The 25,916-nt window shown below is 56.9% G+C and carries 26 protein-coding genes and 2 pseudogenes; 16 read left to right on the forward strand and 12 right to left on the reverse strand.

The window, feature by feature from the left end; translation table 11 throughout:
• From tusD to HP062_RS00940, 4 genes are all read right to left on the reverse strand, one after another.
• The gene (gene tusD / locus HP062_RS00925; RefSeq protein ID WP_172792520.1) at positions 1–393 is read right to left on the reverse strand and encodes a sulfurtransferase complex subunit TusD; all 393 of its coding nucleotides are present in this window, start codon (positions 391–393) and stop codon (positions 1–3) included.
• A 222-nt stretch (positions 394–615) separates the two neighbouring features.
• A complete protein-coding gene (locus HP062_RS00930) occupies positions 616–1,320 on the reverse strand; it encodes a YoaK family protein (RefSeq protein ID WP_042932182.1) in 705 nt (234 codons plus the stop codon).
• Positions 1,321–1,355: 35 nt separating this feature from the next.
• Positions 1,356–1,685: a DUF6388 family protein gene (locus HP062_RS00935; RefSeq protein ID WP_077748751.1), complete on the reverse strand. Its 330-nt coding sequence runs from the start codon at positions 1,683–1,685 to the stop codon at positions 1,356–1,358.
• Positions 1,686–1,707: 22 nt separating this feature from the next.
• On the reverse strand, positions 1,708–1,956 hold the full coding sequence (locus tag HP062_RS00940) for a hypothetical protein (protein ID WP_008154823.1): 249 nt from the start codon (positions 1,954–1,956) through the stop codon (positions 1,708–1,710).
• A 161-nt stretch (positions 1,957–2,117) separates the two neighbouring features.
• Here HP062_RS00940 and HP062_RS00945 point away from each other — a divergent pair, with 161 nt between their 5' ends.
• Entirely contained in the window at positions 2,118–2,468 is a 351-nt protein-coding gene (locus HP062_RS00945; RefSeq protein ID WP_010458939.1) for a hypothetical protein, read from the forward strand.
• A gap of 142 nt (positions 2,469–2,610) precedes the next feature.
• Here the strand turns inward: HP062_RS00945 and HP062_RS00950 are convergent, their stop codons facing one another.
• Entirely contained in the window at positions 2,611–3,042 is a 432-nt protein-coding gene (locus HP062_RS00950; protein WP_010458941.1) for an N-acetyltransferase, read from the reverse strand.
• A 151-nt stretch (positions 3,043–3,193) separates the two neighbouring features.
• On the opposite strand from HP062_RS00950, the gene HP062_RS00955 reads away from it, so the two are divergent.
• The 4 genes and pseudogenes from HP062_RS00955 to HP062_RS00970 all read left to right on the forward strand — a co-directional run bounded on the left by HP062_RS00955 (position 3,194) and on the right by HP062_RS00970 (position 6,267).
• On the forward strand, positions 3,194–3,631 hold the full coding sequence (locus HP062_RS00955; RefSeq protein WP_010458944.1) for a hemerythrin domain-containing protein: 438 nt from the start codon (positions 3,194–3,196) through the stop codon (positions 3,629–3,631).
• Between the two features lie 221 nt (positions 3,632–3,852).
• The gene (locus HP062_RS00960; RefSeq protein ID WP_172790610.1) at positions 3,853–4,488 is read left to right on the forward strand and encodes a lytic polysaccharide monooxygenase auxiliary activity family 9 protein; all 636 of its coding nucleotides are present in this window, start codon (positions 3,853–3,855) and stop codon (positions 4,486–4,488) included.
• A gap of 43 nt (positions 4,489–4,531) precedes the next feature.
• Positions 4,532–5,566, forward strand: a pseudogene (locus HP062_RS00965) (chitinase); the annotation flags it as partial.
• A gap of 107 nt (positions 5,567–5,673) precedes the next feature.
• Positions 5,674–6,267: an NUDIX domain-containing protein gene (locus HP062_RS00970; protein WP_042932180.1), complete on the forward strand. Its 594-nt coding sequence runs from the start codon at positions 5,674–5,676 to the stop codon at positions 6,265–6,267.
• A 165-nt stretch (positions 6,268–6,432) separates the two neighbouring features.
• Here the strand turns inward: HP062_RS00970 and HP062_RS00975 are convergent, their stop codons facing one another.
• Positions 6,433–6,948, reverse strand: coding sequence for a methylated-DNA--[protein]-cysteine S-methyltransferase (locus HP062_RS00975; RefSeq protein WP_010458952.1), 516 nt, complete (start codon positions 6,946–6,948; stop codon positions 6,433–6,435).
• Positions 6,949–7,097: 149 nt separating this feature from the next.
• On the opposite strand from HP062_RS00975, the gene ggt reads away from it, so the two are divergent.
• The gene (ggt, locus tag HP062_RS00980; RefSeq protein WP_010458954.1) at positions 7,098–8,825 is read left to right on the forward strand and encodes a gamma-glutamyltransferase; all 1,728 of its coding nucleotides are present in this window, start codon (positions 7,098–7,100) and stop codon (positions 8,823–8,825) included.
• Positions 8,826–8,877: 52 nt separating this feature from the next.
• Here the strand turns inward: ggt and HP062_RS00985 are convergent, their stop codons facing one another.
• The gene (locus HP062_RS00985; protein ID WP_172790611.1) at positions 8,878–12,123 is read right to left on the reverse strand and encodes an Ice nucleation protein; all 3,246 of its coding nucleotides are present in this window, start codon (positions 12,121–12,123) and stop codon (positions 8,878–8,880) included.
• 493 nt (positions 12,124–12,616) lie between these two features.
• Between HP062_RS00985 and HP062_RS00990 the strand changes: the two genes are divergently transcribed.
• Positions 12,617–13,156: a cysteine hydrolase family protein gene (locus tag HP062_RS00990; protein ID WP_172790612.1), complete on the forward strand. Its 540-nt coding sequence runs from the start codon at positions 12,617–12,619 to the stop codon at positions 13,154–13,156.
• On the opposite strand, the gene HP062_RS00995 is transcribed toward HP062_RS00990, so the two are convergent.
• Positions 13,146–14,045, reverse strand: coding sequence for a LysR family transcriptional regulator (locus HP062_RS00995; RefSeq protein WP_010458960.1), 900 nt, complete (start codon positions 14,043–14,045; stop codon positions 13,146–13,148). The genes HP062_RS00990 and HP062_RS00995 overlap by 11 nt on opposite strands.
• A 148-nt stretch (positions 14,046–14,193) precedes the next feature.
• On the opposite strand from HP062_RS00995, the gene HP062_RS01000 reads away from it, so the two are divergent.
• The 5 genes and pseudogenes from HP062_RS01000 to HP062_RS01020 form a co-directional block, all read left to right on the forward strand.
• Positions 14,194–15,693 carry a cytosine permease gene (locus HP062_RS01000; protein WP_172790613.1) on the forward strand — a complete coding sequence of 500 codons (1,500 nt, stop codon included), beginning with the start codon at positions 14,194–14,196 and terminating at the stop codon, positions 15,691–15,693.
• Positions 15,690–16,529, forward strand: coding sequence for a nitrilase family protein (locus HP062_RS01005; RefSeq protein ID WP_172790614.1), 840 nt, complete (start codon positions 15,690–15,692; stop codon positions 16,527–16,529). The genes HP062_RS01000 and HP062_RS01005 overlap by 4 nt, the downstream gene beginning before the upstream one ends.
• Before the next feature lie 259 nt (positions 16,530–16,788).
• Entirely contained in the window at positions 16,789–17,085 is a 297-nt protein-coding gene (locus tag HP062_RS01010) for a helix-turn-helix transcriptional regulator (protein WP_102595367.1), read from the forward strand.
• A 55-nt stretch (positions 17,086–17,140) separates the two neighbouring features.
• Positions 17,141–18,151 (forward strand): NAD(P)-dependent alcohol dehydrogenase, encoded by a 1,011-nt coding sequence (locus HP062_RS01015; RefSeq protein WP_083377148.1) that lies wholly within the window; start codon positions 17,141–17,143, stop codon positions 18,149–18,151.
• A pseudogene (locus HP062_RS01020) lies at positions 18,152–18,271 on the forward strand (transposase domain-containing protein); the annotation flags it as partial. It abuts the gene before it with no gap.
• Between the two features lie 144 nt (positions 18,272–18,415).
• Here the strand turns inward: HP062_RS01020 and HP062_RS01025 are convergent.
• Complete coding sequence (locus tag HP062_RS01025) at positions 18,416–19,378, reverse strand: AraC family transcriptional regulator ligand-binding domain-containing protein (RefSeq protein ID WP_010458969.1); 963 nt, start codon at positions 19,376–19,378, stop codon at positions 18,416–18,418.
• Positions 19,379–19,445: 67 nt separating this feature from the next.
• Between HP062_RS01025 and HP062_RS01030 the strand changes: the two genes are divergently transcribed.
• Positions 19,446–20,303 carry a sterol desaturase family protein gene (locus HP062_RS01030; RefSeq protein ID WP_172790615.1) on the forward strand — a complete coding sequence of 286 codons (858 nt, stop codon included), beginning with the start codon at positions 19,446–19,448 and terminating at the stop codon, positions 20,301–20,303.
• A complete protein-coding gene (locus HP062_RS01035) occupies positions 20,300–20,893 on the forward strand; it encodes an NADPH-dependent FMN reductase (protein WP_172790616.1) in 594 nt (197 codons plus the stop codon). Before HP062_RS01030 ends, HP062_RS01035 begins: the two co-directional genes overlap by 4 nt.
• A gap of 374 nt (positions 20,894–21,267) precedes the next feature.
• Here HP062_RS01035 and HP062_RS01040 read toward each other — a convergent pair whose 3' ends face one another.
• The 3 genes from HP062_RS01040 to HP062_RS01050 all read right to left on the reverse strand — a co-directional run bounded on the left by HP062_RS01040 (position 21,268) and on the right by HP062_RS01050 (position 23,542).
• Positions 21,268–21,567 (reverse strand): hypothetical protein, encoded by a 300-nt coding sequence (locus HP062_RS01040; RefSeq protein WP_083377145.1) that lies wholly within the window; start codon positions 21,565–21,567, stop codon positions 21,268–21,270.
• Between the two features lie 238 nt (positions 21,568–21,805).
• Positions 21,806–22,288 (reverse strand): hypothetical protein, encoded by a 483-nt coding sequence (locus HP062_RS01045; protein ID WP_010458980.1) that lies wholly within the window; start codon positions 22,286–22,288, stop codon positions 21,806–21,808.
• Between the two features lie 180 nt (positions 22,289–22,468).
• Positions 22,469–23,542, reverse strand: a complete 1,074-nt coding sequence (locus tag HP062_RS01050; protein WP_172790617.1) for an FAD-binding oxidoreductase — start codon at positions 23,540–23,542, stop codon at positions 22,469–22,471.
• A 233-nt stretch (positions 23,543–23,775) separates the two neighbouring features.
• Between HP062_RS01050 and HP062_RS01055 the strand changes: the two genes are divergently transcribed.
• Both HP062_RS01055 and HP062_RS01060 read left to right on the forward strand, forming a co-directional pair.
• Positions 23,776–24,237 carry a hypothetical protein gene (locus tag HP062_RS01055; RefSeq protein ID WP_148058605.1) on the forward strand — a complete coding sequence of 154 codons (462 nt, stop codon included), beginning with the start codon at positions 23,776–23,778 and terminating at the stop codon, positions 24,235–24,237.
• A 75-nt stretch (positions 24,238–24,312) separates the two neighbouring features.
• The gene (locus HP062_RS01060; protein WP_172790618.1) at positions 24,313–25,749 is read left to right on the forward strand and encodes an IS1182 family transposase; all 1,437 of its coding nucleotides are present in this window, start codon (positions 24,313–24,315) and stop codon (positions 25,747–25,749) included.
• Positions 25,750–25,916: the final 167 nt, after the last annotated feature.

The following is a 25,916-nucleotide window of genomic DNA, read 5'->3' on the forward strand; positions in this document are numbered from 1 at the left end:
TCACGCGCCTCCGAAACAGATCAGGCGGTCAGCGTCTTGCACCGCGTCATGCAACTGGCCGAGGCCGGACAATTCCCACGGTGCGCCCACGGCAACGGCGTCACGCTGATAGCGTCCGGCTTCCTCTGCGTTCAACACGCCACGGCGCAGGGCGGCGGCAATGCACACGACGCCATCCAGCTGATGCTCGCTGACAAAGGCGCGCCATTGCTTGGGCAGGTCCTGCTCATCCTGCGGCGTGACCACGCTGCCGGAGGCGTTGTAGACGCCGTCCTGATAGAAAAACAGCCGGACAATCTCATGCCCGCCGGCCAGCGCTGCCTGGGCAAACAGCAAGGCACGGCGCGAGGAGGGCGCATGGGCGGCGGAAAACAGCGCGATGGCGAACTTCATGACGGACTCGATCAGCAAAACTGCGGTCATGATAAAGCTTTATCGCGAGTGCGGCGAAGGGGGTTTACTCGTAGACCGAGTCGCGGCCATCGCGAGCAGGCTCGCTCCTGCAAGGTATTTGGTGGTGCATGACACTGAAATCCACCACAGAACCCTGCGGGAGCGAGCCTGCTCGCGATAGCGGTCTGTCAGGCGACATCAATGCGGGACGTGATAACCCGCTCAACGCGGCATATACCCCAACTGCCATCGCCGCGGAATCTTCAGCGACAGCAATCCAATCGCGCCCGCCAGCAACCCGCTGACAAACAACGCCTTGAGCCCAAGGTGGTGTTCCAGCACCGCGCCGAGCACGGCACCTGCAAACATCCCCGTCCAGGGAATCAACTGAACCCGCCAGCCATTACGCCGCTCACCGAGCATCCAGCGCCCCAGCCCACGCCCGAAGCGCGACAGGGCGCCGGTGACGTAAGTGAGGCCGACCGGCAAGCCGTTCACTTCCTCCACCGCCGCGTTGAGCATGCCCATGGCGATGATTGTCGCCAGCAGTGCCGGTAATTGTTCGTCAAAAGGCCAGGCCGCGGCGCCGCAGAGCAGCATTGCGATGCCCAGCAGCAAGGGCAGCGCCCGGCGGCCACCGAGGCGGCTGACGACAATGCCCAAGGCGTTGCCGACAATGAAGGTGGTCACGAGAATCAGCAGGCGCAGGGTCAGCCCGAGATCGCCGTCGCTGATGGCCACGGCGAGGCGGGTGGTGTTGCCGCTCATGAAGGAGACAAAGTCGCCGCTGGCCATGAAGCCGATGGCGTCAGTCATGCCGGCGAGTACCGAGAGCGCGGCCACCAGCACCATGCCGATGCGTCCGCGCCATTTCTGGATATGAAGATGGCCCGGGCTGGCGCGAGAAGTCGAGAGGGATGGCAACATCGGCGAAAGTCGTCCTCAGGCAGCGACCATCAGGGTCACTTGATCAATCCATGTAGTTCGCAATACTCCAGCCAGTCCATACCGGCCATCTCGGCCACTTCCTTGTGCACTTCAAGACGCTGAGAATCGTAGTCTTCAGGCGTCACGGCGGTCAATTGCAATGTCAGCTCCCAGGCAAACAGACCCAGGCGCTCGGCTTCGGCCTCGAAGGCCTCATGCAAGCGCTCGTCACGATATTGCGCCGCGGTCTCGCCTTTGGCCTGGGCCAACAGCGGGTTGAGGTTGTCGAGCTCATTGCGCAGCTCAGGACGCTCATCGAGAAACTTCTTCAGCGCTTTCTCGTGTTGCTGTTCGGTTGCCGCCATGGTCGCTCCTTGAGGCCCGGGTTTACGAAGATTGCTTCTTGCTGGCCTTGGCCGCAGCCGCCAGGCACTCGAGGGCAAACTGCTCGGGGTAGGTCATCTGGATCGGCGTGGTCTCGCCTTTGACGGTGCGTTCGCCGTCGAGGATGTAACGGATTCGTTTGTCGGTGACGCCAATGCGCTTGGCGATCCAGGACGGCGTCTGACCGATCTGGCTGATCAGCTTGTCAGCGTATTCGGCGGTCGGTTTGTAATACTCGGCGTTGGGTGTCATGACCTTTCCAGAAAATGAGCCCGGAAAAACGGGCGATGCGACGTTAATGGCGCGACAGGGTGCGCGAATCGTCACGCGATGTCGCGGTATAAATGAAGTAAAGCAGAACGATACGCCGTGCCACGGTGATACAGTCCGCTTTTTCTTGATGAGCGAACACAATGCGAATTCTGATGGTGGCGCTGGCCGTGACGTTGCTGGCGGGATGCGCCGGCTCGGTGATGAACGATGCCCGCACCAAAGCCCCTTACAAAACCCTGAAATCGGACAAGCCGGAAAAAGTCGTCGCCCAGTGCGTGCAGTTTTCCTGGCAGGACGAGGCGGTGTTCGGTGTCGATGCCGGCGCGTATTTGCAGCCGGGAGAGAAGGGTGGGTCCACCGTTTACACGCGTTCTGCGGAGTCCTTTGTCGACGTGACCACCGATGCGTCAGGCACCGTGTTGAGTTACTACGCACAGCAAGATGACTTTGTGGCCAAGCGCCGCCTGGCGGCGCTGGCGACCTGCCTCTGACCTGAGGCGTTGACCCCCATCCCCTGTAGGAGTAAGCCTGCTCGCGAAAGCGGCGGGTCAGTCGACATCAATGTTGGATGTCACCCCGCTATCGCGAGCAGGCTCACTCCTACAGTTGGATGGTGTGGATCATACGAGCAGGTTATGCGTCGTTGATCAGGCGCTTCTGGAAAAAGAAGCGCTTATGCCCCGGCGGGTAGTCGACAATCTGCCCCACCTCGCTGTAGCCCAGCTTCTTGTAGAACTCCGGCGCCTGGAAGTCGAAGGTGTCGAGCCAGACCCCGATGCATTCCTTCTCCCGCGCCACGTCTTCGGCCATCCGCATCAACTTCGAGCCTATGCCTTGTCCCCGACCCTGTTCCGGTACCGATAGCAACTCGATGTACAACCACTGATAAAAAACCCGACCATACAGACCGCCAAGAATCTCGTCATGCTCGTCGCGAATCAGCAGGGCAATGGGCTCCTGCTTCGAAACGCCTGCCTTTGAAGCGTTATAGGCGCGCAACGGCAGCAGGATCGCCTGCTCCTCGGCTTCGGTGGGGTTTTGCGACTGTTCGATACGCAGTTCCATCAGCTCAATCCTTATGGCCATGAGGGGCAACAGCCGCAAGCCTAACGCGACCCCCTGCGGTTGTTCCAGCCCCTTGAGTGGAACCCTCGCTCGCGCCCGGATGTCTAGCCTGAAGAGCGTCCTTCCGGAACGCGGCCAATGAGGATCACCCGTGAATATTTTTGAAGCCCTGCGTGAAAGTCACGACCGCCAGCGCACCTATGCCAAAGCGCTCATCAAGACCAGCGGCGACACCGCGGAGCGGGTCGAGGCTTACAAGCAGCTCAAGTCTGAACTCCAGGCCCACGAAACCGCCGAAGAGCGCCATTTCTACATCCCGCTGATGGCGTTCGACAATGGCGTCGATCTCAGCCGCCACGCCATCTCCGAACACCATGAGATGGACGAAATGATGGAAGAGCTGGATGAGACACAAATGTCCAGCCCGGCCTGGCTGGCGACCGCCAAGAAGCTGTCCGAGAAGGTTCATCATCACTTGGAAGAGGAAGAGCAAAAGTTCTTCCAGATGGCCGGCAAGCTGCTCGACGACAAGCAGAAAGAGGCCCTGGCCGGCCAATACGAAAAGGAATACAAGGCACAGCTTCCCTAGTCGGTACGATGCCCCGATTGCTACCTGGTGATGTAATCCTTTTGCTACACAGGACGTAGGACTTGGATCAGGGTACTGGTTTTATATCCAGTATTTGCGAGTGATCTGCGAAGGCGGGTTCATTCGGGGCTCAAATGGGCTGATGGACAAAAAAAACAGCGCCGTTAGGTTGGAGGCCTCTCCTCAGGAAGGAGAGTTCTCAAAATCAACGGAGTGAAAAAATGAACCAACCACAGACTCAACCTCAACTTCGACACGGTCGTGTCACATCCCCCTCCAGCCGCGGTGCGGTCGCCGTAGAGCTGGGGTTGCTGAGTAGCTGGCAAGTCAACGAAATGGAAGGCGGCAAGAACTTCCCTTCGCTGACGGCGGGGCCCTTCGCGGCGCCGTATCAAACCGACAGCGACAGTGTCACGCCACCTGCCGACCGCTACATCCTCAGCGGTGGCAAGACGGATGCCCGAGACTGCATCAACTTCACCAACAAGGAAATGAGCCTCAAGCTCGGCCGCCCCTTCACCTGGCCTTTGTTGAACGTCGATCCGGGCCAGACCTTCAAGGTCACCTGGGAATACACCGCGCCCCATGTCACCCGTGGCTACAGCTGGTTCATCACCAAGGATGGCTGGAGCCCGGAACAGCGCATCGGCCGTGCGCAATTGGAGCCGACATCGTTCTTCGACGACTTCTACACCCAGGTCCCGTACTACAGCCATTCCGCCGAGATGAAGGCCAAGGTCAACCACGAAGTGAAATTGCCGGGCAACAAGAAAGGCCATCACGTGATCGTGCTGATGTGGATTGTGGCCAACACCGGCAACGCCTTCTACCAAGCATTCGACGTGGACTTCAAGTAAGCCCGCAGCGTTAATCCCCCCACACGTTCTGAAGGAATAGAACATGTCAAAATTCGACTTTACGTTATTGAAATCGCCACTCGCCGATGCGGCATCGTTGATGCCGAGCATTGCCGGCAAAAAGATCCTCATGGGCTTCTGGCACAACTGGCCCGCCGGGCCGAGCGACGGTTATCAGCGTGGCCAGTTCGCCAACATCGCGCTGCAGGATGTGCCCAAGGATTACAACGTGGTGGCCGTGGCCTTCATGAAGGGCAACGGCATCCCGACCTTCAAGCCTTACAACTTGTCCGACGCCGAGTTCCGTCGCCAGGTCGGCGTGCTGAACAGCCAGGGCAGGGCGGTGCTGATTTCCCTCGGTGGCGCCGACGCGCACATCGAGTTGCACAAAGGTAACGAACAGCCGCTGGCCAACGAAATCATCCGTCTGGTGGAAACCTACGGCTTCGATGGGCTGGACATCGATCTTGAACAGAGCGCGATTGATTTCGCCGACAACAAGAGCGTCCTGCCTGCCGCGCTGAAGCTGGTCAAGGACCATTACGCCGGTGAAGGCAAACACTTCATCATCAGCATGGCGCCGGAGTTCCCGTACCTGACCACTGCCGGTAAGTACGTCGGTTATCTCCAGGCCCTGGAAGGCTATTACGACTTCATCGCCCCGCAGTATTACAACCAGGGCGGCGACGGAATCTGGGTGCCGGAAGCCAATAACGGCAATGGCGCGTGGATTGCCCAGAACAACGACGCGATGAAAGAGGACTTCCTGTTTTACCTGACCGAAAGCCTGGTGAGCGGCACTCGCGGGTTCACGAAGATCCCGGCGGACAAGTTCGTGATCGGCCTGCCTGCCAACGTCGACGCGGCGGCCACCGGTTACGTGATCAATCCGGCGGCAGTGGTGAATGCCTTCAAGCGTCTCGACGCCAAGGGGCTTTCGATCAAAGGCCTGATGACTTGGTCGGTGAATTGGGACAACGGGGTCAATAGGGACCACGTGCCTTACAGCTGGGAGTTCAGCCGTCGTTACGGGCCGTTGATCAATGGCAAGCAGCTCTCTTCACAGGAAGACAGCGCGATACCTGACGTCGCCAGCCAGCAGTAAAAAGAAGCCCGGCAGTGATGCCGGGCTTTTTGGTTTTCGCCTACCATGGGGACCTTCTGACGAAAAAAGGATGCGTTGTGATGGCGAACACAGCCGAGCGGGTCAACATCATCGAGTCCCAGGTGTTGTCCCACGACTGGTACTTGCTGAAGAAAATCACCTTCGACTATCTGCGTAACAACGGCGACTGGCAGCGCCAGACCCGCGAGGTGTACGACCGTGGCAATGGCGTGGCGATTCTGTTGTTCAACCGCGACAAAAGAACCGTCGTCCTGACGCGTCAGTTTCGGTTGCCGGTGTTTGTTAACGGCCACGATGGTTTGCTGATCGAAGTGGCGGCGGGGCTGCTCGAAGGCGCGGCACCTGAAGAACGCATCCGCGCCGAAGCCGAAGAGGAAACCGGTTATCGCGTGCACCACGTGCAAAAGGTGTTCGAGGCCTACATGAGCCCAGGCTCGGTCACCGAAAAACTGCACTTCTTCATCGCTGAATATGACGCGGCGTCGAAAGTCAGCGAGGGTGGCGGGCTGGAAGAAGAAACCGAAGAACTGGAAGTGCTGGAGTGGACATTCGACGAGGCGCTCGAGGCGTTTTATCGCGGGGAGATCTGCGATGCGAAGACCATCATGCTGCTGCAGTATGCGGCGATGAAAAATATCTTCACCGCTACCTGAGACCTGAGTCCCGAGATCTGAACCCTTAACCCTGTGGCGAGCGAGCTTGCTCGCGCTGGGCTGCGAAGCGGCCCCAAAATACTGGCTTAGTCGGAGATTTTTGCCAGTGCTGCGCACTGGAGCGGGAGCAAGCTCCCTCGCCACAAAGATCGGGGGGCAGTCGGCTTAAAACAGCTCGCCCGTCCGGCTAGCCCCGGACCACTCGCAACCTTCCAGCGTCAACAACCGTTCCTTTGCCTCAAGTCCGCCGGCAAACCCCGTTAACTTCCCCGACGCCCCAATCACCCGATGGCACGGCGCAACAATCGAAATCGGATTCTTGCCATTCGCCGCGCCCACCGCCCGGACTGCGCTTGGATTGCCGATCTGCTCGGCGATCTCGCTGTAACTGCGCGTTTCGCCAAACGGAATGGTCAGCAGCGCCTGCCACACCTTCTTCTGAAAGTCCGTCCCGGCAAAATCCAGTTCCAGATCGAAGCTATTGCGCGTGCCGGAAAAGTATTCCTGCAACTGCTGAACGGCGCGTAGGAGGATCGGGTTATCCGGTGCCTCGCTCATCGGGCCAAGCCGAACCCGGTTCGGCTTGTCGTTTTCCCAGAGGATGGCGGCCAGTCTTGAATCTTTCGCAACCAGTTTCAGCTCGCCGACCGGGGACGCCAGGGTGGTGAAGGTGTAAGTCATGCCGGCGAACTCCTCAGAAGGGCTGAACAGCGGCCAAGCATACTGCCTCGGCGAGGAGGCGCAAAACGCAATCCCGGCCATACTTGCGTCTGCTTTGAAGCGTTTTCTCCGTTTTTAAACAGAGCCTAAAAACAAAAAGAGACCGACTCATGAAGTTCGAACCTTTTGCCAAATCGCTGATTGCGACCTCATTGGCGCTCAGTTGCCTCAGTGCTTACGCAGCCTCCGTGGCCCCGGTCGCGGCCGAAAACGGCATGGTTGTCACGGCCCAGCACCTGGCCTCCCATGTAGGCGTCGATGTGCTCAAGAACGGTGGCAACGCCGTCGATGCCGCTGTCGCCGTGGGTTATGCGCTGGCGGTGGTTTATCCCGCTGCGGGTAACCTGGGGGGCGGTGGATTCATGACCGTTCAACTGGCAGACGGGCGCAAGACCTTCCTCGATTTCCGCGAAAAAGCGCCGCTGGCCGCGACAGCAGACATGTACCTCGACAAAGAGGGCAACGTCGTGCCGGACCTGAGCACCCGTGGTCACTTGGCCGTTGGCGTGCCCGGCACCGTGTCCGGCATGGAACTGGCGCTGAAGAAATACGGGACCAAACCGCGCAAGGAAGTAATCGCCCCGGCGATCAAACTTGCCGAAGACGGTTTTGTGCTGGAGCAGGGCGATGTCGAATTGCTGGAGTACGCCACCGACGTGTTCAAGAAGGACATCAAGGATTCCGGCGCGATCTTCCTCAGCAATGGCGAACCGATGCAGGTCGGGCAAAAACTGGTGCAGAAGGATCTGGCCAAAACCCTGCGGGAAATTTCCGAGAAGGGCGAAGACGGTTTCTACAAAGGTTGGGTGGCCGACGCCATCGTCACCTCCAGCCAGGCCAACAAGGGCATCATCACCCAGGCCGACCTCGACAAATACAAGACCCGCGAACTGGCGCCGATCGAGTGTGACTACCGCGGTTATCACGTGGTGTCGGCACCGCCGCCCAGCTCCGGTGGTGTGGTGATCTGCGAGATCATGAACATTCTCGAAGGCTACCCGATGAAGGATCTGGGCTACCACTCGGCCCAGGGCATGCATTACCAGATCGAAGCGATGCGCCATGCCTATGTGGACCGCAATAGCTACCTCGGCGACCCGGACTTCGTTAAAAATCCGATCGAGCATCTGCTGGACAAGAACTACGCGACCAAAATCCGCGCGGCGATCAATCCGCAAAAAGCCGGAGTGTCCCGCGAGCTCAAACCCGGCGTAGCGCCCCATGAAGGCAGCAACACCACGCATTACTCCATCGTCGATAAATGGGGCAACGCGGTGTCAGTGACCTACACCCTCAACGACTGGTTCGGTGCCGGTGTGATGGCCAGCAAAACAGGGGTCATCCTCAACGACGAAATGGACGACTTCACCTCGAAAATCGGCGTGCCCAACATGTACGGCCTGGTGCAAGGCGAAGCCAACGCTATTGCGCCCGGCAAGGCACCGCTGTCGTCCATGAGCCCGACCATCGTCACCAAGGACGGCAAAGTGGTCATGGTTGTCGGCACCCCCGGCGGCAGTCGCATCATCACCGCCACCTTGCTGACCATGCTCAACGTGATCGACTACGGCATGAACATCCAGGAAGCGGTCGATGCACCGCGTTTCCACCAGCAATGGCTGCCGGAAGAGACCAACCTGGAGACCTTCACCACCAGTCCGGACACGGTGAAGATGCTTGAGAGCTGGGGCCACAAGTTTGCCGGGCCGCAGGATCCCAACCATTTGGCGGCGATCCTGGTGGGCGCGCCTTCGCTGGAAGGCAAGCCGGTGGGCAAGAACCGCTTCTATGGGGCCAATGACCCGCGCAGGAATACGGGTTTGTCGCTCGGCTACTAAGGCGTAAGTCCATGGCCACCCTCAAGCTGCGAGGGTGGCCCGACCGAGAAAGTTATTCGTCGGGCTTGGTGACAAGGTTATCCGCCTCGTCCACCTGATACGGCACATGCGCTTCCACGCCATCCTTGCCGGTATGCGCCACGACATTCTTGAATCGCTTGCCGTTCCAGCATCGGAAAATCAACGTCGCATTCTCGCCTCCGGTCAACGTTGAACCCAGGCTGCCAATCAGCTTGCTGCGGGCGCCGCCCACCAGGATGCTGTTTTTGCCCGCCGTCAAAACGCTTTTATCGCCGCCCATCAACGTACAGTCATCGCCCGCCGTCAGCTTGCTGCGATCACCGGCCGTGAGGTGGCTATTGCTGCCCGCCAACAGCTTGCTGCGGTCGCCGGCGATTTGGGTGCTGTCCTTGCCGGCTATCAATTTGCTGCGATCACCCGCCGTCTGGACGCTGCCGGCGCCCGCGATGAGGATGCTGCGATAACCCGCGGTCTGTGAGCTGTCCTTGCCGGCAATCAACATGCTTTTGTGCCCGGCAATTTGCGTGCTGTCGGGGCCGGCGATCAATGAGCTTTGATAACTGGCGATCTGGTTACTGCCGTATCCGGCGGTCAGGGTGCTGTGCATGCCGGAGGTCAGGCTGCTGCCATAACCGGCGGTCAATACACTGCGCAATCCGCTGATCAGCGTGCTGCCGTATCCGGCCGTGAGGAAGCTGCGGATGCCGCTGGTCAGGCTACTGCCGTAGCCGGCGATCAGGGAACTGTCCTGGCCCGCGGTTTCGGTGCTGCCGTAGCCGGCGGTGAGGGTGCTGTTGTGCTGAGCGGTAAGGGTGCTGCCGTAGCCAGCGATCAATGTACTGTCGTAACCCGCTGTTTCGGTGCTGCCATAACCGGCGGTAAGGGAGCTGCTGTCCTGAGCGGTGAGGGTGCTGCCGTAACCCGCCGTCAGCGTGCTGTCGTAACCGGCGGTTTGCGTGCTGCCGTAACCGGCGATCAACGAACTTTCGTAGCCGGCGGTTTCGGTGCTGCCATAACCCGCGGTGAGGGAGCTGTTGTCCTGAGCGGTGAGGGTACTGCCATTACCTGCCGTCAGCGTGCTCTCGTAGCCAGCGGTTTGCGTGCTGCCGTATCCGGCGATCAGCGAGCTGTTGCTGCCGGCGGTTCCGGTACTGCCGTAGCCGGCGGTGAGAACACTGCTTTCCCGTGCGGTTTGCGTACTGCCATAACCAGCGGTCAGAGTGCTTTTGTAACCCGCCGTCTGGGTGCTGCCGTAGCCGGCCGTGAGTGAACTGTTTTCCCGAGCGGTGAGGGTGCTGCCGTAACCTGCCGTCAGCGTACTGTCGTGGCCGGCGGTTTGCGTGCTGCCGTAGCCGGCGATCAACGAGCTGTCGCCGCCCGCCGTCGCGGTGCTGCCATAGCCAGCCGTCAGGACACTGCTTTCCCTTGCGGTTTGTGTGCTGCCATAACCGGCGGTCAGGTGGCTTTCATATCCCGCCGTCTGGGTACTGCCGTAGCCGGCGATCAGCGAACTCTCATGCCCGGCGGTTTCCGTGGTCCCGTAACCGGCCGTGAGAGAACTGCCGTCCTGCGCGGTGAGGGTGCTGCCATAGCCGGCGGTCAGACTGCTGTCATAACCGGCGGTCTGAGTGCTGCCGTAGCCAGCGATAAGCGAACTGTCGCCGCCGGCGGTTTCCGTACTGCCGTAACCGGCGGTAAGGGAGCTGCTTTCCTGAGCGGTGAGGGTGCTGCCGTAACCCGCCGTCAGACTGCTTTCATAGCCTGCGGTCTGGGTCGTGCCATAACCGGCGATCAGGGAACTGGCGTACCCGGCGGTTCCGGTGCTGCCGTAGCCTGCCGTCAGGGAACTGCTTTCCTGGGCGGTCTGAGTGCTGCCGTAGCCGGCGGTCAGCGTGCTCTCATAACCGGCCGTTTGCGTACTGCCGTATCCGGCGATCAGCGAACTGTCGTGCCCGGCCGTTGCGGTGCTGCCGTAGCCTGCGGTGAGCGAACTGCTTTCCTGTGCGGTCTGGGTGGTGCCATACCCGGCGGTTAGCGTGCTTTCATGACCGGCTGTTTGTGTACTGCCGTAACCGGCAATCAACGTACTGTCCGATCCCGCCGTGGCGGTGCTGCCGTACCCGGCCGTGAGGGAACTGTTTTCCTGAGCGGTTTGGGTGCTGCCATACCCGGCGGTCAGGGTGCTTTCGTGGCCGGCAGTTTGTGTACTGCCGTAACCGGCGATCAAGGAGCTTTCCGGCCCCGCTGTGCCGGTGCTGCCATAGCCAGCGGTGAGGGCGCTGCTGTCTTGGGCGGTTTGGGTGGTGCCGTAACCCGCGGTCAACGTACTGTCCTGTCCCGCCGTTTGCGTGCTGCCGTAACCGGCAATCAAGGCGCTATCCGATCCGGCTGTTTCGGTGCTGCCGTAGCCGGCGGTGAGGGCGCTGCCCTCTTGGGCGGTTTGAGTGCTGCCATAGCCTGCGGTCAGCGAGCTGTCGCTTCCCGCCGTTTCGGTACTGCCGTAACCGGCGGTGAGGGTGCTGCCGTCCTGGGCGGTCTGGCTGCTGCCGTAATCGGCGGTCAGCGTGCTTTTCTGCCCGGCGATCTGGGTGCTGCCGTACCCGGCGATCAGCGAGCTGTCATCGCCAGCCATTTCCGTACTGCCATACCCGGCGGTCAATGAGCTGTTGTCGGCGGCGGTCAGGGTGCTGCCGTAACCGGCAATCAATGAGCTCTGACCGCCGGCTGTTTCCGTACTGCCGTAACCCGCCAGCAGATAACTTTGATGCCCACCCGTGAGCGTACTGCCGTACACAGCAGTTTCGAAAGTTTGCGAGGCGTCGGTTTTAGCGCCGATGCCGGAAGGACTGTAACCCTGTGCTCGCCGACTTTCGAATTCGCGACTGGAGGTTTTATTTGGTGATTCAAGTGGGGTGTCGATTAAAGGGATGTTTGCTGATTGATAGTGTTCAATGTGCGCTGCAATGTAATTGATCGAGCTGTCTTGAGTGCCCGTGTGAACAACTTCCGCCTCTGGAAACTTGATCATGCCGTCTTCATCAAGTTTTATAATGTGACCAATGTGAACTTCGCACACAACCCATTTGGCATCGGCTCGCAAACTCAGTTGAGTAGAGGAACCTTCTCCCCACAATAAGCCGACCAGGCCGTTCTCGAGTTTCTTGCTGGGCTTCCAGTGCTTGCACACCACCAGGCCGGCGTCCGGCCAGACTTGGCCGGCATGGTCCGACATGTCGTTGGCGCAAGTGCGCAAGACAAGGACTTTGTTGTCACTCATATCATATGTGCTCAATGAATATAACGGCATCAGCGGGAATCAGGATTGTAAGTACCCATAGCGTTCAAATAGAACGGTCAGGTATTACTTACACGTCACTGGCTGAAATCCATTAAGAGCCAGCGGCAAAGCCGCAGTCCTGTCATTAAACAGGTCGCAGTCCCTGGCGAAACTTCTCGATATCGAAGATTCACCCTAAAGCAATGACTCAGGCATGACCACACTTATTGTGCTTTGGAAGTGTTTAATGTTGTTCGTTACAATAGATAAAGTAATACCGTAATAGTTGATGTGGTTTAATGAATTTTCAATTCAGCTTAGCGGTGTTGGGGCGGGCTGTGTCCGACTGGATAAATTCGCGGACAGGCAGCGATTTCAAGCTATTCCATCGTAGGTGTTTTGCGGCATTATCGACGGTACGCACTCTTTGCTCGGCCCCAGGGAGCAGGTGGCGTACCCCTTAATCTGAAGGACTACTTTAAGGCCTGAGCCCATGACCACTGCATTGCTGATCATCGACGTCCAGGACGCCTTGTGCACTGGCGAGTACGAATGTTTTGAGATCAAACGCGTCATCGAGAATATAAACGGCCTGAGTGCCAAGGCCAGGGAGGCAGGAATTCCGGTCATCCTCATCCAGCACGAAGAAAAGGGCGACCAGCTGCAACATGGTTCTGAAGGCTGGCAACTGGCCGAAAGCCTGAAGACTTCACCGCAAGACCGTCGGGTGCGAAAAACCAATCGAGATTCGTTCTACCAGACCCACTTACAAGCCCTACTGCAAGATTTTGGCTCCGACCGCCTGATCATCTGCGGGCTGCAAACCGACTATTGCGTCAACGCCACCGTCCGCCAGGCCCTGAACCTGAACTATGACGTGGTGCTCGCCGCCGACGCGCATTCCACCGTCGACAACGGCAACCTCGCCGCCGAAGACATCATCGCCCAGCACAACGCGGAGCTGGCGCACTTGACGGGGCCCGTGGCACGGATCGACGTCATCCCGGCCAGCGAGATAGCGATTAAGAACTGAAAATATCGATTAGCTCATTCAGGAACGCACTCACCAGATCCCGCTGCCGCGCCGAATGCCGAACCGCCGCATGAAACCCCACCTCATAACGCAGCAGCTCGGGATTCAGCGGATGCAACTGCCCCAGCTGTTCATGCTTCGCCGCATAGTGCTGCGGCAAAAAGCCCAAATGCTGCCCCGACAGAATGAGCAGCGCCGCGCCGTCCATGCTGTCGGTGAGCACGGTCAGGCGTTCGATCGAGGTGGGTGCAGGCATTTCCGGCAAGGGGTGACTGGGCCATACCCAGTCGTAATCGCGGACGTCATCCCGGGTCAGATCCCCCACGTGCTCAAACAGCGGGTGAGCCGGGGCGCAGTAGGCGATCTGGGTTTCCTGGAACAAGGGGAAGTAATCGATGTTGGGCAAGCGGTGCCAGAAGTAACCGATCGCCAGATCGATATGGCTATTGATGATTTTCTCTTCCAGCAGCGACGAAGACAGTTCCGTGAAGTGGAAATACAGGCCTTCATGACGAGCCCTTAAACGCGCGATGGCCAGGGCGATTTTCTTGTTGGCAACAGGATCGATCTGGCCGAGCAAACCGATATTGATGTTGCCCGACACTTTGCGATTGATGTGCTGGACCTCAACCCGGAAACCTTCGGCTGCCGCCAGCAATCGGCGGGCCGCTTCGACAAACTGACCGCCCTTGGGCGTCACCGAAAATCCGCCGCGACCGCGCTCGCACAGTCGAAATCCCACCCGCGCTTCCAGCGTCGCCAATTGCGCACTGATGGTCGGTTGGGTGGTGTTGAGCGCAGTTTGCGCGGCCGAGATGCCGCCCGCTTCAACGACGGTCAAAAAGACCCGGATCAAGCGCAGATCCAGTTCCGATACAGTGCCCAGCATGGGTGTCCCTCAATGTTCATTCACATAGACGCGGATCTATGTAAACAGTGTGCCTGCGATATTTTATAGCCCTGACCCAGGCCCTACATTGCAATGAAACCGGCGCTTTGCCCATAAAAACAACAATCAACTGCATAGGAACAATCGTATGTCAGGGTCTCCTCATTCTGCGCACGCCCTCGAGGCGAGTGGCGGGTTGGCCATCGAAGGCCACTCGATCGATTACATTCCGGAAAACGAACGTCACGCCAAGCTCAGCAGCCAGGGCCCTTTCTGGTTTTTAGGCAACTTCCACTTCTTCACCATCTCCATCGGTTTTGTCGGCCCAAGCCTTGGCTTGTCGGCGCTGTGGACGATGCTGGCCGGTGCGCTCGGGATCATGTTCGGCACCATCTTCATGGCTTTTCACGGCTCGCAAGGTCCCGAAATGGGCCTCCCGCAAATGATCCAGTCCCGTGCCCAGTTCGGGTATCGCGGAGTGATCCTGGCCTTGATGGCGACGATGTTTGTGTTCGTCGGCTTCAACGTGGTGAACATCTCGCTGATCATGAACGGCCTTGAACACGTCTTCGGCATCGACCCAACCATTGTCGCCATCGTCGTGGTGGTGATCGGCGCGCTGCTGTCGATCTACGGCCACGACCTGATGCACAAAGCCTTCAAATGGGCGTTGCTGGCGACCTTGCCGCTGTATGCGCTAGTCACCATCGCCCTGATGTTCGGTGCAGGCCAGGAAGGCGTCGCCCCGGCGACCGACCTGGGCTTCAGCTGGGTTGCGTTCGCCACGCTGTTTGCCATCGGCGCGAGCTACAACATTTCCTACGCGCCCTATGTCTCCGACTATTCCCGTTACCTGCCGAAAAACACCAGTCGGCCAAAACTGATCGCCGCCGTGTTCATCGGCGCATCGTTGTCGGGGAGCTGGATGATCGGCCTCGGCGCCTGGCTCGCGCAGCAGTTGAAAGCGGCGGATGCGCTGGTGGCGCTTAACCAGGTCGGATCGTCGATGATCCCGGGCCTGGGCAACGTGTTGGTCATCGTCTCCGTGGCAGGCTTCCTGCCGATCATCGCGCTCAACACTTACAGCGCGATGCTGACGTTATTGACCGGCGTCGACTCGATCAAAAAAATCACGCCAACCCCTCGCGCCCGGGTCATGTCGATCTCCGCGATCAGCGTCATCCTGTTGACCTGCGTGCTGTCGATCAAGGGCGATGGCATCGCGCTGTTGAACACCTTCCTCGTGCTGCTGTTGTACTTCCTCGTGCCCTGGACCGCGGTCAATCTGGTCGACTACTTCTTCGTGCGCAAAGGCCGCTACGCGATCCCGCATTTCTTCACACCGAAGGGCATCTACGGCGCCTGGCAATTCCGAGGGATCGTTTCGTACCTGATCGGATTTGCCGCGATGGTGCCGTTCTTCTACATCTTCGATGCCGCCGCCGGCAAAGAAGTGTTCGTCGGCCCGCTGGCGCGCATGCTCGAAGGCGTGGACATCGCCTGGCTGGTCGGCCTGGTGGTTTCGGGCCTGGCGTATTACCTGCTCAGCCGTTCGATCGACCTTGAATACGAACGCCGAATCATCGACTCGATCACCGAGAGCGACATTGTTGCCATGGCTCATCAGCCAGTGGAGGAGGGACGTTGAACAGCGTGAAAAATACCGTGGTCGCCTGCTGCCAAGTGGCACCGAAAATAGGCGACCTCGCTTACAACCGGACACTGACAGAACGAGCGATTCGCTCGGCGGCGTTGCAAGGCGCCCAAGTGGTAGTGCTGCCCGAACTGGTGCAGAGCGGCTACCTGTTTGCTGACTGCGACGAAGCGTTGTCCCTGTCCGAAACAACCGACGGACCGGCCCTGCGCCTGTGGACGGCGTTGGCGAAAGAATTGAACGTCGTTGTAGTGGGCGGATTCTGCGAACGACTGCAAGGCGATGCACTGGCCAACAGCGCGGCGATGATCGACCCCCAAGGCCTGCGCGCCGTGTATCGCAAGGCACACCTGTGGGACGCGGAAAGCGAAATCTTCAGCCCCGGCAACGACGCGCCGCCGGTGGTCGAAACGGTCCATGGACGGATCGGCATGCTGATTTGCTACGACCTGGAGTTTCCGGAATGGGTGCGACTGCCGGCGCTGGCGGGTGCAGAATTGCTCTGCGCTCCCGTCAATTGGCCCGATGGACCGAGGCCACCAACCGAGCGCCCGGCCGAGGTGGTGCGGGTTCAGGCCAATGCGTCGGTGAACCGGATGTTTATTGCCGCGTGTGATCGGCATGGGCATGAACGCGGGGTTGGATGGGTGCAAGGTTCGGTGATTGTCGATGCTGATGGTTATCCGTTGGCGGGGCCGGCGGAGCAGGGGGGAGAGCAGATTTTGTTGGCGACACTTAACCTCGCTGAGGCGCGGAATAAGCGGATTAGTGCGCGTAATGATTTGCATCGGGATCGGCGGTTGGGGTTGTATGGAGTCGGCGAGGAGTGAAGCGGTAGGCTGTGCCTATTGGCTATCCGCCCATACTGCTTCTGGCCGATTTTCTGCCTGGTACGAAGGACAGCAATCGGCCAGACGTTCAAACATAGACCGGGGATGTCTACCAGAGCGGAACAGTTCAAGCAGTCATTCAGTACATCGACAAAAGTAGGGGTGATTCAGCTGGATGAGTTTGTTTGATTTCAAACCCTTGCCAATGCTAATAGATTATTTATTGAACATTTCGTAAAAAAGCGTAGCATTGCCGACCATGATACTCGAACAGCTCAAAGCCCTGGCCAATGACACTCGCATGCAAATGATGGAGTGGCTCAAAGACCCACTTAATAATTTCCCACCTCAGGATCATGGAGATCCTGCGATAGGGGTGTGCGTAACCCATTTGCAGCACAAGGCAGGGCTTTCACCTTCTACCGCGTCTGCACACTTAGCTATCCTGCAGCGCGCAGGCTTCGTGCTAACCACCCGCATCGGAAAGTGGACTTACTACCGGCGCAACGAGCAGGCGATTGACGACTTTGCGGCCAAGTTGATCATCGAATTGTAATTTTTAAACTTTCATTTCGTTATTTCGCGTAATTAGAAAACATAAGGAATTCCCTATGAGCAGCAAAACGATCTTCGTCCAACCCGGTGGCGGCTATGAAAACGTTGTGGTTGGCAGCAGCGAAGTCCAAGCCGCAGCGCTTGGCGAAATCACCGTACGACTTCACGCCAACTCGCTCAATTACCACGACTTCGCGGTGGTCAGCGGTATGTGGGGCCCTAGCGAAAAACGCATCCCCATGGCCGATGGTGCAGGTGAAGTCATTGCTGTCGGCCCTGATGTCACTGAATTCAAGGTGGGTGACTCGGTCGTCAGCACCTTCTTCCCGGAGTGGATCGACGGTGTGCCACTGGTTGAAGGCTTTGTCAGCGTGCCAGGCGATGGCATTGACGGCTACGCTCGTGAGCAAGTGACGGCCAAAGCCACATCGTTTACCCTCGCGCCTACTGGCTACAGCCATGCTGAAGCGTCGACGCTTACCACCGCTGGCCTTACTGCATGGCGCGCCCTGATGGCCGATGACTCGCTCAAGCCGGGCGACACCGTGCTCGTCCAAGGCACTGGTGGTGTTTCAATTTTCGCCCTGCAGTTCGCTAAAATGGCCGGTGCTACCGTCATTGCTACCTCTTCAAGCGACGAAAAACTTGAACGTCTGAAAGCTCTAGGCGCCGATCATGTCATCAATTACCGCAAAGACCTTAACTGGGGCGAAACTGCACGCGCTCTAACGGGTGGCCGTGGTGTTGACCACATCATCGAAGTCGGCGGCCCTGCGACGCTTGAGCAATCGATGATTGCAATTCGGGTTGCTGGTCACATTTCCGTCATCGGGATATTGAGTGGCGTAAGCGGTGCAATGAATTTTGTACCGGCACTGATCAAGCAAGTGCGTCTGCAGGGTGTATTGGTGGGTAGCCGCAGCCAGCAGCAAGACATGATCCGAGCCATCAATGCTAATGGCATGCGCCCGATTATTGATCGTCATTTCCCTTTGAGCGAGATTGTCGAAGCGTTCAAGTATCAGGAAACCAACCAGCATTTCGGCAAAATTTGTCTGGATATCTAAGCCCGCATGAATGGGCATGATCCATATGCCTATCTCAAAGAGATGCTGACATGGCTGCCGACGTGGCGGACGAGAGAGATTGGCCCCATTGCTCCCTGTCGCACCGGCAGTTTTGTGTAAAAGGGGGCTGATTTATTTGTGATCCAGGTGCCTGAAGCGCTGTTAAAAATAAATCCGTCCCCTTTTTTCAAAGGAAATTACTGGCGTGGGATGAGGTGATTTGTGAGGTAACGCTGTTGTTCCGAAAAGTTCGGGCCCGCCACATTACTTCCTGTCACGCCATCGACTTCGGGCGTGGAGATACGCCGTCAAATCGCTGTAGCCTAGTTGAGCTGCAATCTCCGTTAATGACTCTCCTTGCAATTCAAGATGCAGTTCCAATTCTGCGCGAATCTGATCGAGCAATTGCCTGAAGGTTGTACCTTCCTCTTCCAGTCGTCTCCGTAAGGTCCTTGGCGTCTGGTGCAGCGCCTTCGCCAGATTGTCCAGATTGGGAGTTTCACCTCTCGCTAGAGATCGTCGCGCTCCTTCAGCAACCTTGGCTGACCAACCGCTGAAATTCCGATGCACGGCGATCCGTCGATCCAGTTCCTGGGTCAATAACTCAAGCATCCCGTGATGACGTGTCTGCATCGGCAGGCTCAAGCTTCGAGCATCGAAATAGAAGCAGTTAATCGGACAGTCAAACTCGACACGGCCCCCAAACCATTGGGTGTATTGCTTGTAATACGACGGACGAGAGTGAGTAAATCTTGCCAGGACCGGCTGCACCTGCTGCCCTGTTCCACGCCGCAACTGCGCGATGGACATTGCGCCGTAGTGCTCAATGACATAGCGCGCCAGCTCACTGGGCGCATCGACGCACAGCTCGATGCCGACGCCGTTTTCATCATTGAGCAGTCTCACCGTGTCTGTGTCCGCCGCAAGCCGCGCGTACCGGGCCCAAAGCTTCATGGATGATAAAACGTCGGGGCTGTACAAGCACAGATAGGCCAGGACGTGCCAGTCCTGAGGCGTGAATAGCGTGAACAGTTTCAACCCGATCGCCGGATCGATGCGCGCCGCCTCGCGCCAAAGCTGATCCAGCTCGATCAGGCTGTAATCCCTGTTTTCTCTCAGGGCCTGGCTATCCAGGAAACGCTCCAGCACCTGGCCCAGTTTGCCGCGGTGAAAGCGCTGGGGGGAACGATTGACCTGTTCTCGCTCAATTTTGTCCGTTTCGCGCATAGGGACGGCTTACTCGTTGGCTTCTAATGAAATGGCATTGCCCGCAAGGGCCTTAATCGAGAGTGCCATGAATACAATAATGCTCGCCAACAATCCTTCCGTAATAGTGGCCGGGATATTCCTTGCCTTCATCTTGCTGGAACTCGCGTGTTCTTCGCTCCGACACCCGTTGAGCCGGAAGCGTGACGTACTGATCGAAGTCATAGGCTCCGGGATCCTGGTTGCAATCACGTTCCCCAGTGTCATGTGGCTCAGTGGAAAAATCCTGAGCCTGGCTGTTCCGGAAATGAAAGGCGCCCTGGCCACCATTCCTTGGGTCGCAGGGTTCGTGTTGTTTCTAGTACTGGATGACATGACTCAATACTGGTGGCATCGACTGACACATCGGGTCCCGGCACTTTATGCGCTGCACCGCGCTCATCACTCCGCGCCCTACATGAGTGTCCGCATCGTTTATCGAAACAACAGCTTCTACTACATGCTGATGCCCGGCATCTGGCTGTCCGGCATACTGATCTATCTAGGGCTTGCGCATATTTACTATGTTTATCTGATCCTGAAGATGATCGTCATCTTCGCAGCGCACAGCAGCGTTGCGTGGGATGACAAACTGTATGGCATCCGTGTGTTGCGTCCTATTGTCTGGGTTCTGGAGCGAACGATTTCCACCCCCTCCACTCATTCAGCCCATCACGGCTTGACTGCCGAGGATGGTGTCACGCATTACAAGGGCAACTTCGGCAACCTGTTGTTCTTCTGGGACATCCTGTTCGGTACGGCCAAAATTACCCGCCGGCGTCCGCCCTTATACGGTATCGAACACTTGTCACCGATCAGCTGGAAAGAAGAGTTGTTCTGGCCCATCGTGCGTTCACGCCGTGTCGCCCCCAAAGCACACAAGGCTAAACAGAAGGTGGCGCAATGAGCCGTCATATCGTTCTGCTGTCTGGATCGAATAGATCAAACAGCCAATCACTCAAAGTCGCAAAATACTTGCGCGACCGATTAGAGCAACTTGGTCTTTGTGATTCAGGCGAACTGCTGAACTTGGCTTCCAGTCGGCTACCGCTGTGGCCAGAAGAAGACATTGATGGAATCTGGAGTGTCCAGCAAACCATCCTCAAAAAAGCTACCGCACTGATCGTGATCAGCCCGGAGTGGAATGGCATGGCTTGCCCGGCGCTGAAAAATTTCTTTTTGTACGCAGGACTCGGTGAACTTGGACACAAGCCTGCGCTCCTGGTGGGGGTTTCGGCTGGGCTCGGGGGAGCCTATCCAATTGCTGAATTGCGTGCTTCGAGCTACAAAAACAGCCGGATCATGTATTTGCCTGAACAACTCATCATAAGAAATGTTGAATCGATGATGAATAGCGAAATTCCCTCAGACGAAAATGATATTCGCATCCGCACACGTATCGACTGGGCTTTGCATTTACTTTGTCAATACGATGACGCCTTACGCACGATACGAACTGCAATCAAACACCCACCTGAGTTCTCTACGGGGATGTAAAACTGTCGCACCTCAACGAATTGAATAAATAAACCTTGCGCTAATGTGTGCATTTCAACCACGTCGATGCAAAAACATTCAATATTGAGCCAGCAGGGTGTTGCATCGACGGGTTGATCTAAGTCAAACGGATACGCGGTTGGTATGGTTAAAAACCACCATCAACGCACCAGCAATTAAGATGCAGCGATTAATTAAAAATGCGATTGTTTACAACTCAATCTTAATAGCTCATGACGCTGGAATAACTATTTCGCGACAGACAACCGTCGGCCAATAATTGCCTGCCATGAATGTCCGTTTAGGGCCGTTTTCTACCCGTCGCGAAGGGCAGTTATCGACCCAAAGCTGACCTTCAGATGGGTAAATTTTTGTCACCTCGTGAATGGCATCTTCAAGGACTTCGCGATCCGACCTAAAATTTTTATGCATTTTTCAGAAACAACGAGCGGTGGTTCGTTAATCATGTAAAGCAGGTGTTCGAACGCTACTCCAGCCTCGTTGTGATCGACATAATCCAGAACTATTTCACCACCATTCTCTAAACCTGCCTGAGCTAATGCATGGTCTTCCGGTACAGGGCCGAGCTGGTCGTATGCAATGGACATCAGCGTCGAGATTTCCTCAAGTGCCTCAACGAAATCGGCCCTCAAGTCGTTGTTAAGGTGGCTCATAACAAACATTCCTTCGATTATGGTGACCTGCGTTCCGTTCCCGTCTGGTCGATTGTTGCCCAAGACCTGGTCTTTGCGCACTGAGCCGATGGACCTGCGTGCCGGTACCGAGACGGCATTGGGCCGGGTGATCGCATTCTTTGGTCGCAAGGAGGCGATCGGCAAGTGAACACAGTATTGGCGCAATTGCTAAAAGCCAACGCTGAATCGGACTTGTGCAGTGTCTGGTTGGCTAGCGTCACCGATGAGTGTAATGCTGCTGTATAAAGTCGTGATCGACTTCGACCAGTCGAGGGTATCTGCTTTCGTCAAGCGTTTCGCGAAGTCGCCTAGAGTAGCTTGCCTGCTCAAAGGCAACCTGGCACCTGGCGCTGTCAAAGAATGACCGGAGATGGGCGAGTGCCTGATCAAATGCAGGGCTTTCAATACGCAGAAATAGACCTGTCAAATCTTGCTGGTCCGTGAGCTCTCGATACAAGTCGATTGCGAAAATACTGCCTCCGTTATTTTGAGCATGATACACATGCACGTCGCCGTAGCCGTTGTAAAGGTGGGCGAAATACAACTCGTGGAGTTCGATAATGTTGACGGGAATTTCAAGGGTGGTAAATACCGCCTGCAGGTCGGCGCTGGGAGCCTTCCGGTCACCTTCCCAGGTTACTAAATCTGACATCGAAACACAGATGTCGAATTCTTTGGCATAGATGGTTTTTTTGGACATTCTCATTCCATCGCTGAGTGTTGGAATTTTTAAGGGTGGAGCTTCATAAGGCATCGACTACGGGTTATGCCTGATATCGACCGGACGAAGCATCAGCTCATCACAGAAAGAACCAGCGGTCGCTATTCTATCTCCGCGAGAGGCCGGAAATGACCTATTGCTGCCTCACAAGAGGATCCCCTACGCCTGCAAAAATCGATCGGGCCGGCATGGGCAAAGGGAACTGGACGCCTTGTCATCGATGATCTCCTCGCTGGCCAGACGTCCCACTATTGCCGCCAAAGTAATTCCGGGGTGCATTGCACAAACATAGACGCCACCTACTTTGGGTAGATAACCGATGATGGGGATGCCATCGGCAGGCATGGGCCTGAGTCCGACACAAGCCCATTCCGGAGCTATGGAAACAACACCATGGAGTTCGTTCTGGATTGTCTTGGCAGTTCGAAGCGCTATCGCTGCCGGCTGATTTTCCATGGCGTCGTCCAGGTAATCTTCTGCCGCCAGCAACGCACCATCCGAACTTTGCCTCACTTCCATTTCAGGGCTGGAGATGAGGGTGTGCACGAGGTTGGGTTGTGACTTGTAACGGATGAAAATGGCAGGCGAGGCCTCTATCGGCAGGGACACTCCAAGCATGTCTGTCAGCTTCGTGATGCCTGTCCCGGCTGCCAATACGACAATATCGGCATCGATGATGCCTATTGTTGTTTCGACTCCGGTCACCGTTGCACTCTGGGTTACAAAACCGAGCACTCGCGTCTGAGTGAGAATCTTCGCCCCATACGCCTGGGCACCTGCGATCAACGCATGCGTAGCTGCCACTGCGTCCAGCGCTCCTTCTTCAGCCGCATATAGAGCAGACTGGGGAGGGTTCTTGAGATTTGGTTCAAGGTCGAGAATCTGCGATCGAGACACCAGATTTGCCGAAGCCTGGTGACCTGGGATCGGCAGCGCTCCAATCGCCATCACGCTGTAAGACAAGGCACCTGTCCATCGTATCTCCAGACCAGGCAGCTGCGTTTCGAGTCGGCGGTACTCCTTGATGGCAGAGCCGCGCAGTTGCGCAATTGGATCAGGTTCGGGGTGTGAGGTATTGAGCCAAGCGAATGAGCTGCCAGTCACTCCCGAAGCTATATCTTCAGCCTCTACCAAGGTGACATTCGCGCCTTTACCCGCCAAGTGATACGCCAATGACGCGCCAACGATGCCTGCACCAATGACAACGACTCGTCTGCCCTGACCATTTCCCATATCAACCTCCGTTCTGTCGATGTGACGATGGTACGACAGCTGGATGATTTCATGACATGAGAACCTGATCGTTCAGGACGCTTTTTGAGTGTCTGCTTTTGGTCCAGGCTGTGTGAAAACACATTTTTATAACGATTCGGCCATGGGGGCATTTGTCCAGGTTTTGAGGCACCATATGGTCTCTAGGAATCCAGCAGCTCGACGCAGCTCGCAAACCAAATCAGGAAGAATGAATGCCTTCCCGTCGCCGCCTCAGTAGTGTCTGTCAAAGTATTGCGCATCACGCTGCCAGCGGTCTGTCGTACGTACACCCACATCTGTTGCAAGCGCTCAAAGTAACCGGGGAGCCTATCGCGACGGTGGATCTACTGAGTGCGACCCCATACCCGAAGGAGCTTCGCAGTCATCCCCACCTTCCCACCGCCCTCTCTTCATTACGTGATCGTTTTGAACAAATTTTGAAATCTGAAGGATTTTTAATAACCGACCTCAACGAGGCCAAACTATTTTTCAAACCTGATGGCCAATACCACGACGAGTATTGTTGCGAATGTCACGCAAGGTTGTCCCATTCAAGCGGCCGTAAATACTTTGCGGCAGTCAATTGCATGGGTAAATCCATTGTTCCCCAGCTCGCCAATTTATGTCCAATCCCCACCGGCAATGTCCTCAATCCAGATGAAAAGCGAGCTTAGCTTTAAGGCCAAAAGCCGAAATACAGCGAGGATGATCTAAGCTTCTGATCGTCTAGATCGTATCGGGGGGCGATCATGAAGCGATTCATTGAAGGCGAGGCCCGGACGCAAGTGACTCTTCTGCCGGAGTGCCTGGACGATTACGTAACCGAAGAAAATCCAGTCCGAGTGGTCGACGTTTTCGTCGATGAACTCGACTTGGGGGCACTTGGGTTTGAAGGTGTTGATCCTGCTGCAACGGGTCGTCCGGCCTATCATCCAGCGGTCTTGCTAAAGATCTATATCTACGGCTATCTCAATCGGATTCAGTCCAGCCGCCGGCTTGAGCGTGAGGCCGAGCGCAACGTCGAGTTAATGTGGCTAACGGGGCGCTTGGCTCCGGACTTCAAAACCATTGCCGACTTTCGCAAAGACAACGGCAAAGCCATTCGCAGCGTATGCCGCCAGTTCGTAGTTCTTTGTCGCAACCTCAATCTCTTCTCCCAATCGATCATCGCCATCGACGGCAGCAAATTCAAAGCCGTCAATAATCGCGACCGCAACTTCACTCAGGGCAAGGTGAAGGCACGCATGCAGCAGATCGAGCAGAGCATTGATCGATATCTGGCGGCGATGGATTCGGCGGATCGGGCAACGCCCGAAGTGGCCGAGGCCAAAGCAGAGCGGCTTAAAGAAAAGATAGAAACACTGAAAAAGCAGATGCAGAAACTCAAGGACATCGAGACGCAGCTCCACGAAAGTCCAGACCAGCAGATCTCCCTCACAGACCCAGATGCACGCTCAATGGCTACGAGCGGCCGAGGCACCGGAACGGTTGGCTACAACGTACAAACAGCTGTCGACGACAAACACCATCTGATCGTTGCCCATGAGGTGACCAACGTTGGTAATGATCGTGGGCAACTGAGCAATATGGCGAACCAAGCGCGTGAAGAAATCGAGGCTGAGTCGCTAACGGTGGTGGTCGACCGAGGCTATTACAAAGGTCTGGAAATCCTTGCTTGCGAGCAAGCCGGCATCACTACCTTCGTACCGAAACCCCTCACATCGGGCAGCAAAGCCGAAGGCCGATTTGGTAAGCAGGACTTCATCTACCTTGCTGCATCGGACGAGTATCGATGCCCTGCGGGACAGTTACTGACCCGGCGGCATTCTTCGGTGGAAGACGGCATGCTACTGCACTGTTATTGGTTCTCGGGCTGCCAGTCCTGCGCAATGCACAAGCAATGTACGACGGGTAAGGAGCGCCGGGTAAAGCGCTGGGAACATGAAGCCGTAATCGATGCGATGCAGGTACGGCTGGAAAATGATCCAACGATGATGAGGCGCCGCCGACAGACCGTTGAACATCCTTTTGGAACGCTCAAATATTGGATGGGAGCCACCCACTTCCTGACCAAAACACTTCCGCGGGTAAGTACCGAAATGAGTCTTCATGTACTCGCCTACAACCTCAAACGAATGATGAGCATCTTCGGCATTGTAGGACTGCTTGAGGCGATCAGGGCGTAAATCCAGCCACTTGGCTCGCCAGTTAGTAGCCGTTTGGGCCGCTGACGCGGCCCAAACGGCATTACGGACGTCTATGTAGCTGACTAAGGTAATTCGCGCTTCCGCCCGCTGATTTCACAGGCAATCCTCGCGCCTCTCAGTTTTCGAGGTATTTAGCGCGTTTTCAC

The organism is Pseudomonas sp. B14-6 (assembly GCF_013260315.1).
Classification (GTDB): domain Bacteria; phylum Pseudomonadota; class Gammaproteobacteria; order Pseudomonadales; family Pseudomonadaceae; genus Aquipseudomonas; species Aquipseudomonas mandelii.

Bases quoted from the DNA above. Each gene is read 5' to 3' on its own strand.
- tusD (WP_172792520.1), bottom strand. From the start codon at position 393: ATGAAGTTCGCCATCGCGCTGTTTTCCGCCGCCCATGCGCCCTCCTCG.
- HP062_RS00930 (WP_042932182.1), bottom strand. From the start codon at position 1,320: ATGTTGCCATCCCTCTCGACTTCTCGCGCCAGCCCGGGCCATCTTCAT.
- HP062_RS00935 (WP_077748751.1), bottom strand. From the start codon at position 1,685: ATGGCGGCAACCGAACAGCAACACGAGAAAGCGCTGAAGAAGTTTCTC.
- HP062_RS00940 (WP_008154823.1), bottom strand. From the start codon at position 1,956: ATGACACCCAACGCCGAGTATTACAAACCGACCGCCGAATACGCTGAC.
- HP062_RS00945 (WP_010458939.1), top strand. From the start codon at position 2,118: ATGCGAATTCTGATGGTGGCGCTGGCCGTGACGTTGCTGGCGGGATGC.
- HP062_RS00950 (WP_010458941.1), bottom strand. From the start codon at position 3,042: ATGGAACTGCGTATCGAACAGTCGCAAAACCCCACCGAAGCCGAGGAG.
- HP062_RS00960 (WP_172790610.1), top strand. From the start codon at position 3,853: ATGAACCAACCACAGACTCAACCTCAACTTCGACACGGTCGTGTCACA.
- HP062_RS00970 (WP_042932180.1), top strand. From the start codon at position 5,674: ATGGCGAACACAGCCGAGCGGGTCAACATCATCGAGTCCCAGGTGTTG.
- HP062_RS00975 (WP_010458952.1), bottom strand. From the start codon at position 6,948: ATGACTTACACCTTCACCACCCTGGCGTCCCCGGTCGGCGAGCTGAAA.
- ggt (WP_010458954.1), top strand. From the start codon at position 7,098: ATGAAGTTCGAACCTTTTGCCAAATCGCTGATTGCGACCTCATTGGCG.
- HP062_RS00985 (WP_172790611.1), bottom strand. From the start codon at position 12,123: ATGAGTGACAACAAAGTCCTTGTCTTGCGCACTTGCGCCAACGACATG.
- HP062_RS00990 (WP_172790612.1), top strand. From the start codon at position 12,617: ATGACCACTGCATTGCTGATCATCGACGTCCAGGACGCCTTGTGCACT.
- HP062_RS00995 (WP_010458960.1), bottom strand. From the start codon at position 14,045: ATGCTGGGCACTGTATCGGAACTGGATCTGCGCTTGATCCGGGTCTTT.
- HP062_RS01000 (WP_172790613.1), top strand. From the start codon at position 14,194: ATGTCAGGGTCTCCTCATTCTGCGCACGCCCTCGAGGCGAGTGGCGGG.
- HP062_RS01010 (WP_102595367.1), top strand. From the start codon at position 16,789: ATGATACTCGAACAGCTCAAAGCCCTGGCCAATGACACTCGCATGCAA.
- HP062_RS01015 (WP_083377148.1), top strand. From the start codon at position 17,141: ATGAGCAGCAAAACGATCTTCGTCCAACCCGGTGGCGGCTATGAAAAC.
- HP062_RS01025 (WP_010458969.1), bottom strand. From the start codon at position 19,378: ATGCGCGAAACGGACAAAATTGAGCGAGAACAGGTCAATCGTTCCCCC.
- HP062_RS01030 (WP_172790615.1), top strand. From the start codon at position 19,446: ATGAATACAATAATGCTCGCCAACAATCCTTCCGTAATAGTGGCCGGG.
- HP062_RS01035 (WP_172790616.1), top strand. From the start codon at position 20,300: ATGAGCCGTCATATCGTTCTGCTGTCTGGATCGAATAGATCAAACAGC.
- HP062_RS01040 (WP_083377145.1), bottom strand. From the start codon at position 21,567: ATGAGCCACCTTAACAACGACTTGAGGGCCGATTTCGTTGAGGCACTT.
- HP062_RS01045 (WP_010458980.1), bottom strand. From the start codon at position 22,288: ATGTCCAAAAAAACCATCTATGCCAAAGAATTCGACATCTGTGTTTCG.
- HP062_RS01050 (WP_172790617.1), bottom strand. From the start codon at position 23,542: ATGGGAAATGGTCAGGGCAGACGAGTCGTTGTCATTGGTGCAGGCATC.
- HP062_RS01055 (WP_148058605.1), top strand. From the start codon at position 23,776: ATGCCTTCCCGTCGCCGCCTCAGTAGTGTCTGTCAAAGTATTGCGCAT.
- HP062_RS01060 (WP_172790618.1), top strand. From the start codon at position 24,313: ATGAAGCGATTCATTGAAGGCGAGGCCCGGACGCAAGTGACTCTTCTG.